Below are 17,663 nucleotides of genomic sequence, written 5' to 3'. Positions count from 1 at the left end.
ATCTATTTTGACTTTTAACTTTCTCCTTTTGTTCAACTTCCACAACGGGAGGCTTAATCTTGACTAAATTGAAAGTTGGTATCAATGGCTTCGGTCGAATCGGGCGACTCGTGCTTCGCGCTGGCATCGATAATCCCAATATTGAATTTGTGGGTATTAACGACTTAGTACCACCAGATAACCTTGCTTACTTATTAAAGTACGACTCAACCCACGGTCAATTAAAGCACAAGGTTGAAGCCAAGGAAGACGGTATTCTCATTGATGGGCACTTCATTCCTTGTGTGTCGGTGAGAAACCCAGCAGAGTTACCTTGGGGAAAATCAGGTGCAGATTATGTCGTGGAAGCCACCGGACTTTTCACTGACTACGAAGGAGCCGCAAACCACCTGAAAGCAGGTGCAAAGCGCGTGGTAATTTCTGCTCCCACAAAAGATCCAGATAGAGTTACTACGCTGTTAATGGGTGTCAATCATCACCTATTTGACCCCAGCAAGGATATCATTGTCTCCAATGCTAGCTGCACTACAAACTGTCTAGCTCCCATAGCTAAAGTTATCAATGACAACTTTGGGTTAACTGAAGGGTTGATGACCACTGTTCATGCCATGACTGCCACTCAGCCAACTGTAGACGGTCCCAGCAAGAAAGACTGGCGGGGTGGTCGAGGTGCAAGCCAGAATATTATTCCCTCCTCCACAGGCGCAGCTAAAGCTGTCGCACTGGTTTTACCAGAATTAAAGGGTAGGTTAACTGGTATGGCATTACGAGTTCCGACTCCCGATGTTTCTGTAGTTGATTTAACTTTTAAAACTGCCAAAGCCACCAGTTACAAAGAAATCTGTGCTGCTATGAAAGAGGCTGCCGCAGGTTCTTTAGCAGGTATTTTGGGATACACAGATGAAGAAGTAGTTTCCACAGATTTTCAAGGCGATACCCATTCTAGTATCTTCGACGCAGGTGCTGGAATTGAGTTGAATTCTAACTTCTTCAAGGTAATTGCCTGGTATGACAACGAGTGGGGCTACTCGAATCGCGTAATTGACCTGATGTTGTCTATGTCACAAAAGGAAAAACTCGCCCTAGTGTAATTTGTAATTTGTAATTCGTAATTCGTAATTGGATAGGGGTTGATAGCCTCGAATAATAAACAGCTTGTATGTTATTAGTCGGGGTTGAAATCCCCGTTACAAAACATAATTACGAACTACGAATTGTTTGATGGTCATTGGTGATTAACCTTTGACTTTTGGGATTTGGGTCAAATAGGAAAGATATCGAAAATAAATTTTATTTAGCAAACCAGTGATATGAAGCAAATGTGATTTTTGGCTCGTAATACTAATTCTTTGAAAGAAGGCTAAAGATTTAAACCCGAAAACTCAAATAAAATCTGAAGTTTCTGAATTACGAATTACGAATTACGAATTACAAATTCACAGGTTACTCCTCAACCCCTAAATCCCTATGCGTCGAACCAAAATCATTTGTACTGTTGGGCCCGCTACATCTGCACCCGAAAATCTCCGAGGCTTAGTAGAAGCTGGGATGAATGTGGCGCGGCTGAATTTTTCCCACGGGGCTTATGAATTCCACGCCCAAACTGCTCACTATCTCAGACAAATTAGCACTGAGAAGCAAAAACCAATTGCAATTATGCAAGACCTGTGTGGCCCTAAGATTCGTTTGGGAACTTTACCACCGGAAGGGTTAAATTTAGAAGCTGGTACTGAAGTCACTTTTGTTTTGCAAGAAAAGGGCGAGAGTATTGAAGAAATACCTCTACCATTACCGACTTTGTTCGCAATGGTGCGACCAGGTGAACCGATTTTAATTAATGATGGTCGCGTCAAATTGATTGTTACCGATCGCGATGCCGATCATATTCGCGCCCAAGTGAAAACTGGCGGGTTAATTTCCACCCATAAAGGAGTCAACCTACCACAAACTCCTTTGCCTGTTAGTTCCATCACCGAAAAAGACTTGCTGGATCTGCGCTTTGGGATTCAGTTGGGTGTAGACTGGGTAGCGGTGTCCTTCGTGCGATCGCCACAAGACTTAGAACCTGCCAAGCGCATGATTGAAGCAGCTGGCGCTTCCATTCGCTTAATTGCCAAAATTGAAAGAGCAGAAGCAGTAGAAAATTTTGACTCTATTCTGAATGTTGCGGATGCAATTATGATTGCCCGTGGCGATTTAGGAGTGGAAGTGCCAATTCACGAAGTACCCCTAATTCAAAAAGATATTATTCGCCGTTGCAATCGTGCTGGCAAACCGGTGATTACAGCCACCCAAATGCTAGAGTCGATGATTAGCGCCCCCGATCCCACCCGCGCCGAAGCAACCGATGTTGCCAACTCCATCTTAGATGGTACGGATGCAGTCATGCTTTCTGGTGAAACAGCAGTTGGACAATATCCCATCGCCGCCGTCCAGATGATGCACAATATCGCCGTGCGGACAGAACAGGCTCTAGATGAGGGTAGCAAACACGCCTGGTGTCATGAAGCAGGTAGTCTCAGCGTTACCGAATCTGTAGCAGAATCAGTGTGTCGCATCGCTTATGAAACAGGCTCACGGGCAATTCTCTGTAACACTTCCTCTGGAAATACAGCGAGAATGGTGTCTAAATATCGGCCGACTTCTCCCATTATTGCTCTCACCTCCGACATCACCGCTTATCGCCAACTAGCACTTTCTTGGGGTGTGGAAGCTTTGCTAATCCCACCAGTTCACCATGCTGAAGAGATGTTTACCAATGTGGTGAACACAGTGGTAGATATGGGTCTAGCTAATAAGGGCGATAAAGTAGTGATTACCTCTGGCGTTCCAATTGGTAAATCGGGCACAACTAGTTTAATCAAAGTGCATTCCATTGGACAGCCAATATCGGCATAAGCCACTTAGAATAAGGCTGTGGCTCAAGATAGTAAGCAAAATTGGGCAATGATTCCGAAAAATTGCCAGAATCAGAATTGAAGGAACTAAGGACTGGGGACTGGTGACTGGGAAGATAAGGAAGAGAATAATAACTCTTGTACAGACGCGATTAATCGCGTTTCTACTCCTAACTCAGTACTCAGCACTCGCTAGGGAATAAGTAAATCCTAAACAAACATCACGGAGTCTTTTATGTCTAAGAATTTACTAGAACAATTGCGAGAAGTGACTGTTGTGGTCGCAGATACAGGGGATATCCAGGCAATTGAAAAGTTTAAACCCCAAGATGCCACCACAAATCCTTCTTTGATTACTGCTGCGGCGCAAATGCCAGAATATCAGGGAATTGTCGATCAAACTTTACTGCAAGCGAAGAAAGATGCTGGAACCGGAGCCACCCAAGCACAGATAGTTTCTCTAGCTTTTGACCGTTTGGCAGTTGCTTTTGGATTAAAGATTTTACAAATTATTCCCGGTCGTGTGTCTACAGAAGTAGATGCTCGCTTGTCCTACGATACCGAAGCTACTCTGACTAAAGCACGGGATTTAATTGCCCAGTATAAAGCTGCTGGAATTGGCCGCGATCGCGTTTTGATTAAAATCGCCAGCACTTGGGAAGGTATTCGCGCTGCGGAAATTCTTGAAAAAGAAGGTATTCACTGTAACCTTACCTTGTTGTTTGGTCTTCACCAAGCGATCGCCTGTGCAGAAGCCGGCGTTACCCTAATTTCTCCTTTCGTCGGTCGGATTCTCGACTGGTACAAAAAAGACACCGGACGCGATAGCTACCCAGCAACCGAAGATCCCGGAGTTTTGTCTGTCACCAAAATCTACAACTACTACAAGAAATTCGGCTATAAAACCGAAGTTATGGGAGCTAGCTTCCGTAACCTTGGTGAAATTACTGAACTTGCAGGTAGTGATTTGCTGACCATTTCTCCATCACTTTTGGCTGAATTGCAGTCAACTGTTGCAGAACTGCCACGTAAACTTGACCCCGCCAAGGCAGCAAGTTTGTCAATCGAAAAGATATCCATTGACAAAGCTAGCTATGACAAAATGCACGCTGCTGACCGTATGGCAACTGACAAACTAGACGAGGGCATCAAAGGTTTCACCAAGGCATTAGAAGACCTGGAAAAACTTTTGGCAGACCGACTAGTTCGCCTTGAAGGAGAAGTAGTAGCAAGTCATTAAAAGATAAGCATAATTAGTGGTTAGTGGTTAAACCACCAACCACTAACCATTAGTTAGTTGTATCAACCTTGGCTCAATAACGACCTCGGATAATGCTATATCGTCCGTAGGGCTGCCGTCGTTGGATAATCTGCCGTTGTCTTAACTGATCCCGTCGTCGGATATTTTGGTATCTTCCGTAAGGCTGCCGTCGTCGGATATTTTGGTATCGTCCGTAGGGCTGCCTCTGTCGGATAATCTGCCGCCTTCGGATCATTCTGTATCGTCCTGGCCGCCGTTGAGCAATTAAAAGCTCTCCAGTTTTATCTCCAACTAGATTAGCTTCTGGTGCGGCGCTCTGTTCATTGCGAGCATTATTTAAAGAAATATCTTTTGCTTCAGCTAATGAGGGCGGATACACAAAGGCACATAGCAATAGCGCTATTGAGGATAACTTCCTAAGACCTTTCATGTTTTTGCTTCTACTAGACTTTCGGTAATAACTTTATTAAAACACCCGAAAGTCTGCAAATTAACCCTCGTACAGTTTTTTTAAACTTAATTTGGTATGAAATTCTGTATTTAAATTTCATCCTGATGGATAATTGTAAAGTAGCTCAAATTGTGTAATTAAAAAAGTGATTCTCTAGGAAAATATAATTTTTTACAAAAAACAAAGCGAGAAATTACCTAATACTTAGTGCATTAGATGTAGGTTGGGTGAAGCGGAGCGCAACCCAACATATATCACAATGTTGGGTTACGCAAAGCCTCCACCTAACCTACAATTTTTTTACAACTCTTTTAACTATACAAATCGAAAAATAAACGGGTAGCGGTACGACACATTCGGCTGGTTGACAATATTAATAATGGCAATAATTGGCATAATAAAACTGACTACACCCAAAGCAATCAACAACAAAATCCCAATTCCCACAACAATCAGCAATGCAAAGATAAGTGCATAAATATAAAGATTTATGTGAAAATTGAGTGATTCTTTGGCATTACTTTTGATAATCGGGTCATTACTAATTAACAAAATTGCAATCGGTATGCCAATGGAGATAATCGTAGAGCTAAAAAATATTGCTCCGTGGCTTAGGGCGGATAAAAGCTTGCGTTGCTGAATGTCTTCCATGCCACAATTCCTCTTTTAGAGACTCAAATGGTAACTATTACTCGTGGATGTCACTATAGTTACGATCTGATATTAGCGTTAGTTAATCACTCTCTGCACAAACCACCCTAAGACACTCAATCCCAGCAACAAAGGTGTTAACCAATCACCCCAACGCACATATAAAGTTTGAGTCTGTCGCCGATAAATTGTTTCAGCATGAGTTTCGTAAGTATTATATCCAGACATCCACAAGGTTCTCCCATGAGGATCTACAAAAGCTGAATAGCCGGTATTCGTTGCCCGTGCTGACCAGCGATCGCTTTCAATTGCCCGCATGATATCCTGTGCATGATGCTGGAATGGCATGGATGCAGTGTAATGGGCATCGTTAGAAGAACTGAGGATAAATTGCCCACCCGCCGCAGCTTGACGACGAAATTGTTCAGGAAAAGCAGATTCGTAACATATACTAGCGATCGCACGACCAAAAGGAGTGTCAAATATTTGATTTGCTGAACCAGGAACTTGGTGTGCTTCCAAAGGCGACAAGCGTTGAACTAACCCGCCGAAAATTCCTTCAAAGGGAATATATTCTCCCAAAGGTACTAGTTTGGACTTATCGTAGCGGCTGACAATTTCACCCTTACTGTTGAAAGTAAACAAGCTAATTGTATAACTGTCTCCTCGTTCGCCAAAAGCCCCAATCCAACCAACTACACCTTTTTCCTTTACTGCTGCAACTAAGGCAGTTTGCATCAAGTTGCGTTGGAAAATAGGTAAGGCTCCTTCTGGGGTGAGAACTGCATCTACACCTTGGTCTGCTAAAGTTAAATACCCATTAGTGTAATTTTCTTGGGCGCGACGAAACCCTTCGGAACTTCGTAAAAGTCGGTTTGGGATATTACCCTGAACAATCCCCACTTTCAAGGCCGCTTCTGGAGGTTGAGCGATGGGACGACTGTATAAGAAAAAACCGATGAGGTGTAAGGTAATTAATAATCCTGTGACGATAACCCAGTATTTATTAACGAACCGCCAAGGCGCAGAGGACGCAGAGAAAATCTTGGCGTCCTTGGCGTCTTGGCGGTTCGTCCATCCTTCCGCAATTAACCCATTTACAGCAACGATCGCAGCTGTCACTGTATTAGGCCCAGAGAGTTGCCCCAGATGTACAATTACAAGATTGTGCGGACTTTGGGTGTAAGCAAGTGAACTCCACCACAGAGGGCCAGCACTCCAAAGGCTCTCTAAGCCGCACCAGACGGCTGTACCAATCAGGACACGTAACCACGGGTTTTTTCCACCCAGGCGAACCATTACAGCCGCCCAAATAGTCAGGAATACCCCACCCAAGACACTGATAAATCCCCAACAAAAAAGTGTGATTGCCAAGCTTGGCAACCAGGGAACGCCCAACCATGTCATTGGATGAATTCCTGTAATCCAGGATAGGGCGACACCATGAAAACCAATACCCCAGAAGAAAGCAGGGGGGAATTGGTTTTTACCTTTGGCTGAAGTGACAACTAGCACCCACAAGGGAACTATGGCAATCCAAGCCAACAACCATGCACCAACAGGGGCAACGGTTAGCCCCATTAAAATGCCGCTAGCTAAGGTAATTAAGCAAGGGAGTAAAGAGATAAACCTCTCCCCCTGCTTCCCATGCTCCCCCTGCTTTTTACTCTGCTTCTTCTGCATCGGTAGCATCAGGTGGAACTATTGCTACTCCGGTAATAGCGTCATCTTCGTCTAAACGTTGCACTCTGACTCCAGTTGCCGATCGCGATTGGATAGAAATTGCATTTACCGCTTGACGGATGATAATACCGCGATTTGTCACCATCATGATTTCATCATCATCATTGTTGACAATGCGTAGGGTTGCCAACTTATCTTTAGTTTTGCGGTTTTTGAACTTGGTTGCCATTAAACCTTGACCAGCACGATTTTGTAGTCGGAACTGGGCAACGGGTACGCGCTTACCATATCCTCCCATCGTAATTACCAACACCCAAGGACCAACAATACCAGTACTAGGCACTTCTGCTGACTCTTCAGTAGTTTCGGTAATTTCGATATCTTCTGTTTCGATTGTTTCGATTGCTTCGACTGCTTCGATATCTTCAGTTTCGGCTTCCGCAACATCCAAAGTTTCAAGAATTGCTGCGGGTAGAATATCCATACCCACAAGTTCATCTTTATTTTTGAGTTTCATGGCTTTCACCCCACGAGTTGCCCTACTTAAAGGACGCAGTTGTTCGTGGTTGCACCGGAAGTTAATTGCCATCCCGTTACGAGAACCAATGATTACACTGTCCTCGACTCTCGCACGTCGTACCCAGCGCAGTTGGTCGCCTTCTTCTAAGGAAATGGCAATCAAACCATTGGCGCGAATATGACTAAAGGCTGCCAATTCGGTTTTCTTGATATTGCCGCCCTTAGTGAGCATGACCAGATATTCTTCGCTGCTAAACTCGTCAACGGGTACAATCGAGGTGATTTTTTCCTCTTTGGGAATCGGTAGCATTTGGACAATAGGTGTACCGCGACTGGTACGCGAACTCGCTGGAATTTGGTACGCTCTCAGGCAATAAACAACACCACGTTCACTAAAGAATAAAATACTGTCGTGATCGCAGCAAGTCAAAAAATGCTCAATGGTATCATCATCTTTGACCTTGGCTGCGGCTTTACCTCTGGTAGCACGGCTTTGCGCCTCAAAGGTATTAACTGGCATCCGTTTGATGTAACCTTGCTCTGTCACCAGAATGATCGCTTTTTCATTGGCAATTAAGTCGCGATCGTCTAATTCCCCTTCCCCTGGTAAAATTACCGTGCGGCGGGGTGTGGCAAAGTTAGTTTTCAGTTGCGCGACTTCGGTTTCGATAATTTCTAGCACTCTCTCCCGGCGTGCCAAAATATCTTGCAAATCGGTAATTTTTGCTTGTAATTCGTCGTGTTCCAAACGAATTTTGTCTGCTTCTAAGGCAGTTAATCGCCGCAATTGCATCTGCAAAATCGCATCTGCTTGCACTTCCGAGAGTCCATAAGTTGTGATTAATTCGCCTTTGGCTGTGGGCGCATCGGGCGCATGGCGAATCAAGACAATAATTGGATCTAAGTGAGACAGCGCAATTAGTAACCCTTGCAGGAGATGGTCGCGTTCTTCGGCTTTTCGCAGTTCGTAGCGGGTGCGTCTGGCAATGGATTCGATGCGAAAATCTAAGAAGACGCTTAAAAACTGCTTGAGGGTGAGTACCTGGGGTTCGCTATTCACCAACGCCAGCATATTCGCCCCAAAGTTGGCTTGCAGTGGCGTTTGTTTGTAAAGGTTGTTTAGAACGACGCGGGGATAAGCATCACGCTTAAGTTCGATGACAACTCGCATCCCGTCGCGATCGCTTTCATCCCGGATATCTGCGATGCCCTCTAGCCGCTTTTCGTTCACCATTTCGGCGATTTTTTCAATCAGCGCCGCTTTATTGGTTTGATAGGGCAATTCGGTGATGATAATTGCTTCTCTATCTGGCCGTCCCCGTTGTTCAACGGTTTCAATGTTAGCGACACCACGCATGGTAATGGAACCACGCCCGGTTGTGTAAGCTTCTCGAATCGCAGATGTGCCTAAAATTTGCGCCCCAGTTGGAAAGTCTGGGCCGTGGACATACTGCATTAATTCGAGATCGGTGATTTCGGGATTATGGATTACAGCCACTAAAGCATCAATCAATTCGCCCAAATTGTGCGGCGGAATGTTGGTTGCCATTCCCACAGCAATCCCAGAGGAACCGTTGAGCAATAATTGGGGAATCCGTGCCGGTAAGACTGTGGGTTCTTGTTGGGAACCGTCGAAGTTATCAGCGAAATCTACGGTTTCATACTCAATATCGTGTAGTAAACCCGCGCTAGTTAAAGCTTGTAAGCGGCATTCTGTGTACCGCATGGCGGCTGGCGGATCATTGTCTACCGAACCGAAGTTACCATGTCCGTTAACTAGGGGCGATCGCATGGAAAAATCCTGCGCCATCCGCACCAAGGCATCATATACTGCTGTGTCGCCGTGGGGGTGATATTTACCCAACACTTCCCCCACCACACGGGCGCATTTCTTAAACGGGCGATCGTGGAGCAGACCTAGCTCGTGCATTGCGTAGAGAATGCGGCGATGCACAGGTTTGAGACCATCCCTGGCATCTGGCAACGCCCGACCCACTATCACGCTCATGGCGTATTCCAGATAAGACTGCGACATTTCGGTTCGCAAATCTATCGGGATAATCCTCTCCTGTGAGGTTGTCATAACCTAAAAATCTCCAAAAATCGTAGATTTTAGCTTGTTTACTCAACAAAGCGCAAAATTATTCTAAATTACTCTTGAATAATTGCCATAATTTGATATAATTCTAGCATAATATTGCCGTTTTTTGCCTGGGCAGCTAATCCAAAATCTCTAGTGAAAAAAGATATAATAACTCACATTTGGGAAGCTTTTAGCTATTCAACAAGATCGGTAAAATAAAAGATTGCTTGATGCAAATTTGCCTTATTTGAAACATGACAGAGTAAATTTAAGAAAACAATCTAAAATTGGCTTTATCAGCTTTTACTTTGATAACCATTATTTCCTATAATTTTTGTTCAATCAGGTCTGACAAATAAAAGCATAGTTGATAATTTCTAGGCAAAAAATAGCAGAATTGGAAAAAGCTTTCCAAGATGAAATTTAAAGGTGAAGTTGCAGAAATTGGTATTCATAATCAACAAAATATTTTGACGTAAAGGAGAGGAAATTTTGGCAGCAGTCCGAGTCCGCCAGCATGTTAATCCACTTGCTAAAAAGTATCAAACACCAGCAAGTCCCCTTGACTGGGAAAAAATTTATGCAAAGCCAAATCAACCACTACATTTAGATATTGGCTGCGCTAAAGGGAAATTTTTGTTAAATATGGCCAGCATTGAACCCAATTGGAATTATCTAGGCTTAGAAATTCGAGAACCTTTGGTAGTGGAGGCGAATAAGTTACGTTCTGAGTTGGCTTTAACAAATCTGCACTACTTATTTTGCAATGTGAATAACTCACTGCGTAGGCATAGCCCGCCGCAGGCATCGCTGTTATCTTCCTTCCCTTCAGGAAGTTTACAGCGCGTTACAATTCAATTCCCCGATCCTTGGTTTAAAACCCGCCATGCTAAACGCCGTGTGGTGCAACCAGAACTAGTGGCAGAATTAGCGAATTATCTTGCGGTTGGTGGCGTTGTGTTTGTGCAATCAGACATGGAATTTATCGCGGTGGAAATGCGCGATCGCTTCGCCGCCCACCCAGCTTATCAGAAAGTTGGTGCAGAAGAATGGTTAGCCGAAAATCCGCTACCAGTGCCCACAGAACGGGAAATAGGCACACAAAAAAAGGGTGAACCTGTTTATCGGGCTTTGTTTGAAAGGGTAATAAGTACAGATTAGAGATGTTATTACTAGCCTAATACCCTATACCCCTTTAAATCCAAGAGTTGAACCACATCCGCAGTTTATAACCGTCAGGTGAGAGGGGTAAACCCAGATAAATAGGCATCCAGAAAATAAAAGCAGCCAGAATGATAAAAGTAATGGTAACACCTAGCGCCCGGAGTTGTTGATAATAGCTGCGAAGACACTGATCGACAAACCAAGCGATCGCTAAAAATATAAATACGACTGCACACATATAATGGTATATGAAAACGCACCTTGTCACTTTTACCCAAGGTGCTAAGTTAGCAGCATAATTTATAATTAAATACAACCCAATCCAAGTATCAACACTAAGAGTTGCAGGCACAGAAAAACGCTTTTCTTTCACCCAAGGAATTACGGCTTGTGACACCAGCATTCCTACTAAAAATAACATGGCAGCAACACCAAACCACCACAAAAAGGGATTGCCCATTGCATGGACATCATAAATAACTTGTCCAGCACCAGCAGGTAAAGGTGGCCCCATGACAGGTAATGGTTCAGTAATACTTTTAGCCGTTTGATAATAATATGCCATTGGTCGAATCATCAAAGGCCATTTGTACCACGCAGCGCAATAAGGATGTACATCCGAACTATTACCACCTAAATGTAAATGAAATTTCAAAATTTGCTCATGTACTGCAATAAATCCATAAGTTTTATCTAGCTGAAGGTGAGGAATCCAGATGATGCTATAGATAAAAGCTGGAATTATTCCTAGATAAAATAACATCTGGAAAATATTTATTTGAGTTAAGTTTTGTAGTGGTGACTCAGATGAGGGAGATGGTATAAATGGTGGAGAATAAGTACTAATTCCTACCTCCTGGCTCCTGCCTCCTGCCTCCAGACTCCTGCCTCCTGCCTCTTCCATTGAGGGGGATGTAAAAAAAAGTTTGGCGTTAGAAAAAGAATGCGTTCCCTGAATTACCCAAGCTACTATCCAAATAAGATAAGCACCTGATAGGAACCATAAACCGTTCCACTTAGTACCGACTGATGCACCAAAAGCAATGCCAGCAAAAACTAACCAAAATGAACGTCGCCGATTTTGCTTATCTAATGCTAATAATAAAAACCAGTGTCCTAATAAACCAAAAATAACAATATAAATATTACTTAAAGCATAACGAGATTCAACTAGAAAAATACCATCACAAGCTGTAAATAAACCTGCAAGCAAAGCAAAGCTACGGCGATAACTCAACTGATAAGCGATCGCAGCTACAACTAAAGGGATAAATGAGCCTGTAAGGGCATTGAACCACCGATAAGTCCAAGGCGATCGCATTGAACCCGTTAGCCCATTTACTGTATCGTGCCAAAAAGGAATGTGGCTGCCAAGCCAAATGCCGATGCCAATCATATATTGACTTAACGGCGGATGAGCATTAAAAAATGGTGTATGCGTGAGATAGTTATTACCAAATTTAGCAAAATAAACTTCATCAAATACCAGAGTATTGAATCGCTCCAATCCCCAAAACCTCAAGGCGAGTGAGAGGATAAATATACCCAACAGCCCAATTCGGAACCATTTTTTGGTTATTGGGTATTGGGTATGGGGCATGGGGTATGGGGCATTGGGCATAGGTTAATAATCAGCAGAATATAGCGATCGCTATATTACAGGCAGTGATCCAGAAGTTCAACCACTGTTGGTTATGCGATGCCTGCGGCGGTAAACTACGCAAATTCTAAATCTTTTCGCAGTTCTTCAGAACGGAATCCTAACACAATCCGATCCTTTGCTATCCCTGCCTTCACCAGTTCCGTTGCTACCCCCTCTTCAGTACCATCACGTTGAATCCAAATTTTGCCATCAATAATATCAATGTGAATCAGACAGCCATGAACGCGACGAGTCACAGTAGGAGACAAATCATAGGCTGGTTCTCTTCCCAAAATCATCAATAGGTAGCGATCTTGTTCGCCGTCGAAAACCGTCTCAAATTGAATATCGCCAGCGCTAAAGGGGATTTTTGTATGTTCAATGAGAATATTCCGAATCAACTGCCTGTATTGCTCCAAGGTATCCATTTAAAAATAACCTCTTGCTCTAGCTGAAATAAAACAATATGAACTTTGTAATCTTCTACCAAAAGTTTAGCAATTGGCTCATCAAAGATATCGGCGTATACTTCGTCCCGAACGGCGAGATAAAGGACGCGATCAGGATTAGTTCTAGTCATGACAGAGCGGTATGCAAGGTACTGTCCCAATGCGTGTTCGAGAGCGGTCATGTCTGATACGCTGCGAAACGTTTTAATCTCAACGGCTATCTGCTGTCCTTCCTTTTCAGCAGCAATCAATTTCTCTGCACCCAAATCAACATACATATCCCTTTTTCCCCACTTCAAATGAAATGGATCATCGGTAATCGTCCAGCCATCTTTGATTAGGGCATTTTTTACGTTCTCGTGATAACGGTCTCTAACAGGCATAAATTACTCGAATTATGAATTAGTACCCTCGGCTTTTGCTACTTCTAGCATTGTCTTTAAAACTGAATCTGGATTCAGACTAATTGAGTCAATTCCTTGTTCAACCAAAAACTGAGCAAATTCTGGGTAATCACTGGGTGCTTGTCCACAAATGCCGATTTTGCGATCGCATTTTTTCGCTGCTTCTATGGCCATTTTTACCATTCGTTTCACAGCTGGACTACGTTCATCAAACAATCTCGCTACCAACGCCGAATCCCTATCTATCCCTAGTGTCAGTTGAGTTAAATCATTTGAACCAATGGAGAAACCATCAAATACCTCAGCAAATTCTTCAGCCAGAATCACATTACTGGGCAACTCGCACATCACATAAACCTGCAAGCCGTTAACACCCTGCTTTAAACCATTTTTTGCCATCTCTGCCAAAACCAAACGCCCTTCATCAGGAGTGCGACAAAAAGGAATCATCGGGATAACGTTCGTTAAACCCATCTCTTCCCGTACCCGTTTGAGGGCATGACATTCTAGGGCAAAAGCTTCTCTGTAGCCTTCATCATAGTAACGTGCCGCTCCTCGCCAACCCAGCATTGGGTTTTCTTCATGGGGTTCAAACTGTCGCCCACCTAACAAATTCGCATATTCATTACTTTTGAAATCTGACATTCTCACAATCACTGGTTTCGGATAAAATGCTGCGGCAATTCTCCCAATGCCTTGAGCTAATTTATCTACAAAATATTGAGGTTTATCTTCATAAAGTGAGGTAATCTCAGCAATTTTAGCTTTGACAAATTCATCTTTCAACAATTCATAATGAATCAACGCCATTGGATGAATTTGGATTTGGTTAGCAATAATAAATTCTGTTCTTGCTAAACCTACGCCATCGTTAGGAATTGCCGATAAACTTAATGCTTCTTGGGGATTACCCACATTCATTAAAATTTGAGTATGGGTACGCGGTAAGTTCTCTAAAGCAACTTCTTCAACTTCAAAAGGTAATAAACCTGCATAAACTTTTCCCTCTTCCCCTTCAGCGCAAGAAATTGTTACCTCTTGACCAGGTTTCAGTATTTCCGTAGCATTGCCACATCCCACGATCGCAGGGACACCCAATTCTCGCGCAATAATTGCTGCATGACACGTTCTACCACCAGAATTGGTGACAATTGCACTGGCGCGTTTCATAATTGGTTCCCAATCGGGATCGGTTCTTTCTGTCACTAAAACTTCCCCAACTTGAAACTGTTCGAGTTTCTGAACATCTAAAATTAGGCGGGCTTTCCCTTGACTAATAGCTTCTCCAATTGCACTTCCCGTCACCAGGGGAATGGGTGATTGAGAATCAGCGAGTGAAGAGTGGGAATTTTCTCCATTCCCGATTCCCCATTCCCGATTCCCCAATACCAACCGATAACTCCGCAGCACATTTCCTGTCTTCTGCGACTGGACGGTTTCGGGACGCGCTTGCACAATAAAAAGTTGATTAGTAATGCCATCTTTTGCCCATTCGATATCCATTGGAGTCGATATACCGTGGACTTGAGAATAATGATCTTCAATTAAACACGCCCAACTTCCTAGTTGTAAAATCTCTTCATCACTCAGGGCAAATTTACCTCTTTCGCTGGGGGAAACCGAAACATTTTTCGTAAATTTGGAGCCGTCATCATAAATCATTTTCAGTTCTTTACTGCCCAATTTTTTATCGATAATTGGGCGGAAACCAGCTTTTAAAGTTGGTTTGAAAACACAATATTCATCGGGATTTACAGATCCTTGGACAACATTTTCACCTAAACCGTAGGCGGCTGTAATTAGTGCCGCATCCTTAAACCCGGTTTCTGTGTCAATGGAAAACATCACCCCAGAGGTTGCTAAATCAGAGCGCACCATTTTTTGCACACCCACAGCCAGAGCAATGCTAAAGTGGTCAAATCCCTTGGTATGGCGATAAGAAATGGCGCGATCGGTAAATATGGAAGCAAAGCATTTGTGACAAGCTGCTAAAACTCCTTCCACACCGACAACGTTGAGGTAAGTTTCTTGCTGCCCAGCAAAACTAGCATCGGGAAGGTCTTCAGCAGTGGCGCTAGAACGGACTGCAACATCTGTCTCTGTATGGTATATTTCACAAAGACTTTGGTAGGCTGTAGCGATCGCCTCTCGCAATTCTATAGGAAATGGAGTGTGTACTAATAGCGATCGCGCTTTTTTCCCCCGTTCTCGTAAATTTTTGACATCCTCAACATCCAAGTCAGCAAATAGTTTGCGTAGCTTTGCTTCTAAACCTGCTGATTTGATGAAATGACGATAGGCGTAAGCAGTGGTGGCGAATCCGGTAGGAACGTTAATCCCTTTAGGCGTTAGCTGTTGAATCATTTCGCCCAGTGAGGCATTTTTACCACCAACTAACGGGATATCAGCAATTCCAACTTCATCAAACCATAAGATGAGCGATCGCTCTTGAGCAGATGGAGATAAAGTGCTTTTAGATATTGTAGTCATAATTACCTTTTAAATTTATACTCAATTTGTAAGTGCGTAACCTTTAGTATATTTTTCCCATCTTTAATTTTAGATTTTTCATTCTGTCGTGTAACTTTAAATTTGGCGATTAAATACAACTTTATAGTCAATAAAAGTTAACAAATATTTAGGTTAAGAGCTTGATCAAAATACCGGATGCAATACACAATGGCGCAATTAGAACGACTACTAAAAATGGCAGAAGATGAGTTAACTGAGTACAGTACTGATGCCCGGAAAATGGAAAAACTACGCCGTAAAATAGGTTTATCAGTCTCCGCAGCCGAACAGCGACAAGTCAAAGAAGCATTATTAGTTAATAAGCAATCTTCTAATATAATTACTCAAATTGTCGAAGAGCAAAGACAAACAGTAGCCTTACCATTTTGGGGAATTGCTGGATTGGGTTTGTTATTCGGAATTTCTTTAAATCAACCTTTCTGTTTGTTAGCCGCTATACTTGGTACTGTATCAGCTTACAGAATTCAAAAATGGGGTTGGCAATTGCAGGCAAGGAGTCTATTGTTACAAACATTAGAAGATATTGAAGAGCGTATTGCCCAACCTAAATAGATACACTTTATAGATAAATTGTCTATATAAATTTGTATTTTAATATACAATTTAATTGGCTTTTTACTCGGTTCACACCTCCTAAGTACTTAACAATTCCTTTGGGATCACCATAACAAAAAAAATTAGATATTGGATTTGATTCAGGTATTTATCAAGAAACGCAGAGGGCAGGAGGCAGGAGGCTCAGTTGGAATACTGTTTTCTGCACTAGCGCCCGTGACAATCATCGAACTTGGGTTTAAGATACCCACCAAATTTTCTCGTTTTGTGGCCCCAATTAACTACGATGTTGAATCCCCTTCTAAATTGAACCTTCTGCCCTCTGCCTCCTGCCTTCTTCAAAATCCTGGTTTGCGTGCAATAAATGCTATATGACCCTTCGGGAGAACGTATTGACCATAACTGCGAGTTGTTTCAACTTGAAAGCCAACACCAGAGAGTTCACTTGCAATAGCTGTTGCTTCGTATAATCGCACGTGGTGTACTTCGTCAGATCGTCTGTAGTGTTCCCCCATCTTACGGAAGCTGATAATTCGGCGTGTCAAAATCATTTGCTCTCGATCTTCCGATTTTTCAACTAATACTACCCAGCTTTCTCCTTCAGTGAAACCCTTAGTTGTAGTACCTTGTGCAACTTGTCCTTTTTCGGCAATGTCGAAGATGAATACACCCCCAGGAGTTAAAGCATTATATATGCGCTGAAAAAGCTGAACAAGAATTTGGCGATCGTTGTCTCGATCAAACAGGTAGCTGATACATTCACTAATGGAGGTGACAGCATTACATGGCGGAATCTCTATTTTGAATAGTGACTCGATCCGAAATTCGGCATCCGGCACTCTTGTTCGTGCAATATTAATCATTGACTCAGAAATATCAACTCCGAGAACACGATAATGAGCCTTAGTAAGTTCTTCTGCCCATAATCCACTTCCACAACCCAAGTCAACCACTAATCCATGATGTATTTTGTTTTGAGCGAGGATTTCTAAAATGCCGGGAGCGGATTTGAGAGCGAAGTCACGGAAACCGTCATCATGAATAAATGCGAGGTCTTCTTTGTACCATTCATTCATATTACTTAGAGGCTATTTATAAATATTTTGAGGCTAAATTCATATTACGAGCCTAAGAGCCTGTCAAGAAACAACTTTTACAATTTATTATCTAGAAAGCTTACTGAGAAGGCATTTCTAGCTCAAAAGAGGCAAGGTTGTTACATGACAAGCTCTAAGAGGGTGTTTGAACAGTCCTCTTCTTGGTAGCAAAACGTTTTAGATCCCCCTAAATCCCCCTTAAAAAGCTATCCATTACCCGGATCTTTCTCAACAAAACATAAAAATACTTAAAGAAAGGCGAAAAGGTTGATAGA

General features: G+C 42.9%; 14 protein-coding genes. 5 read left to right on the top strand and 9 right to left on the bottom strand.

The window, feature by feature from the left end:
• Positions 1–59: 59 nt before the first annotated feature.
• The 3 genes from gap (at position 60) to V7K69_RS24720 (ending at position 4,137) form a co-directional block, all read left to right on the top strand.
• Positions 60–1,091 carry a type I glyceraldehyde-3-phosphate dehydrogenase gene (gene gap, locus V7K69_RS24730; protein ID WP_335039240.1) on the top strand — a complete coding sequence of 344 codons (1,032 nt, stop codon included), beginning with the start codon at positions 60–62 and terminating at the stop codon, positions 1,089–1,091.
• Between the two features lie 376 nt (positions 1,092–1,467).
• Complete coding sequence (gene pyk / locus V7K69_RS24725) at positions 1,468–2,898, top strand: pyruvate kinase (RefSeq protein ID WP_335039237.1); 1,431 nt, start codon at positions 1,468–1,470, stop codon at positions 2,896–2,898.
• 234 nt (positions 2,899–3,132) lie between these two features.
• A complete protein-coding gene (locus V7K69_RS24720) occupies positions 3,133–4,137 on the top strand; it encodes a transaldolase (protein WP_335039235.1) in 1,005 nt (334 codons plus the stop codon).
• A gap of 73 nt (positions 4,138–4,210) precedes the next feature.
• Here the strand turns inward: V7K69_RS24720 and V7K69_RS24715 are convergent, their stop codons facing one another.
• From V7K69_RS24715 to gyrA, 4 genes are all read right to left on the bottom strand, one after another.
• Entirely contained in the window at positions 4,211–4,588 is a 378-nt protein-coding gene (locus tag V7K69_RS24715; protein WP_190962623.1) for a hypothetical protein, read from the bottom strand.
• A gap of 336 nt (positions 4,589–4,924) precedes the next feature.
• Entirely contained in the window at positions 4,925–5,260 is a 336-nt protein-coding gene (locus tag V7K69_RS24710; protein ID WP_335039230.1) for a DUF4870 domain-containing protein, read from the bottom strand.
• Between the two features lie 78 nt (positions 5,261–5,338).
• Complete coding sequence (gene lnt, locus V7K69_RS24705; protein ID WP_335039227.1) at positions 5,339–6,943, bottom strand: apolipoprotein N-acyltransferase; 1,605 nt, start codon at positions 6,941–6,943, stop codon at positions 5,339–5,341.
• The gene (gyrA, locus tag V7K69_RS24700; protein WP_335039224.1) at positions 6,924–9,545 is read right to left on the bottom strand and encodes a DNA topoisomerase (ATP-hydrolyzing) subunit A; all 2,622 of its coding nucleotides are present in this window, start codon (positions 9,543–9,545) and stop codon (positions 6,924–6,926) included. The genes lnt and gyrA overlap by 20 nt, the downstream gene beginning before the upstream one ends.
• Positions 9,546–10,037: 492 nt before the next feature.
• Between gyrA and trmB the strand changes: the two genes are divergently transcribed.
• On the top strand, positions 10,038–10,706 hold the full coding sequence (trmB, locus tag V7K69_RS24695; protein WP_335039221.1) for a tRNA (guanosine(46)-N7)-methyltransferase TrmB: 669 nt from the start codon (positions 10,038–10,040) through the stop codon (positions 10,704–10,706).
• A gap of 34 nt (positions 10,707–10,740) precedes the next feature.
• On the opposite strand, the gene V7K69_RS24690 is transcribed toward trmB, so the two are convergent.
• From V7K69_RS24690 to ppsA, 4 genes are all read right to left on the bottom strand, one after another.
• Complete coding sequence (locus V7K69_RS24690) at positions 10,741–12,288, bottom strand: dolichyl-phosphate-mannose--protein mannosyltransferase (protein WP_442936188.1); 1,548 nt, start codon at positions 12,286–12,288, stop codon at positions 10,741–10,743.
• A 137-nt stretch (positions 12,289–12,425) separates the two neighbouring features.
• On the bottom strand, positions 12,426–12,779 hold the full coding sequence (locus V7K69_RS24685) for a XisI protein (RefSeq protein ID WP_335039217.1): 354 nt from the start codon (positions 12,777–12,779) through the stop codon (positions 12,426–12,428).
• Positions 12,749–13,183 carry an element excision factor XisH family protein gene (locus tag V7K69_RS24680; protein WP_334806693.1) on the bottom strand — a complete coding sequence of 145 codons (435 nt, stop codon included), beginning with the start codon at positions 13,181–13,183 and terminating at the stop codon, positions 12,749–12,751. Before V7K69_RS24680 ends, V7K69_RS24685 begins: the two co-directional genes overlap by 31 nt.
• A 12-nt stretch (positions 13,184–13,195) precedes the next feature.
• Positions 13,196–15,694 carry a phosphoenolpyruvate synthase gene (gene ppsA, locus V7K69_RS24675; RefSeq protein ID WP_335039213.1) on the bottom strand — a complete coding sequence of 833 codons (2,499 nt, stop codon included), beginning with the start codon at positions 15,692–15,694 and terminating at the stop codon, positions 13,196–13,198.
• A gap of 189 nt (positions 15,695–15,883) precedes the next feature.
• Between ppsA and V7K69_RS24670 the strand changes: the two genes are divergently transcribed.
• Entirely contained in the window at positions 15,884–16,288 is a 405-nt protein-coding gene (locus V7K69_RS24670) for a hypothetical protein (RefSeq protein WP_335039211.1), read from the top strand.
• A gap of 341 nt (positions 16,289–16,629) precedes the next feature.
• Here the strand turns inward: V7K69_RS24670 and V7K69_RS24665 are convergent, their stop codons facing one another.
• Positions 16,630–17,367 carry a class I SAM-dependent methyltransferase gene (locus V7K69_RS24665; RefSeq protein ID WP_335039209.1) on the bottom strand — a complete coding sequence of 246 codons (738 nt, stop codon included), beginning with the start codon at positions 17,365–17,367 and terminating at the stop codon, positions 16,630–16,632.
• Positions 17,368–17,663: the final 296 nt, after the last annotated feature.

Origin of the sequence: Nostoc sp. (assembly GCF_036917775.1) — a bacterium.
GTDB lineage: Bacteria > Cyanobacteriota > Cyanobacteriia > Cyanobacteriales > Nostocaceae > Nostoc.
Note: the sequence above shows the minus strand (reverse complement) of the source record. Positions and strands in the feature narration are given on the sequence as shown.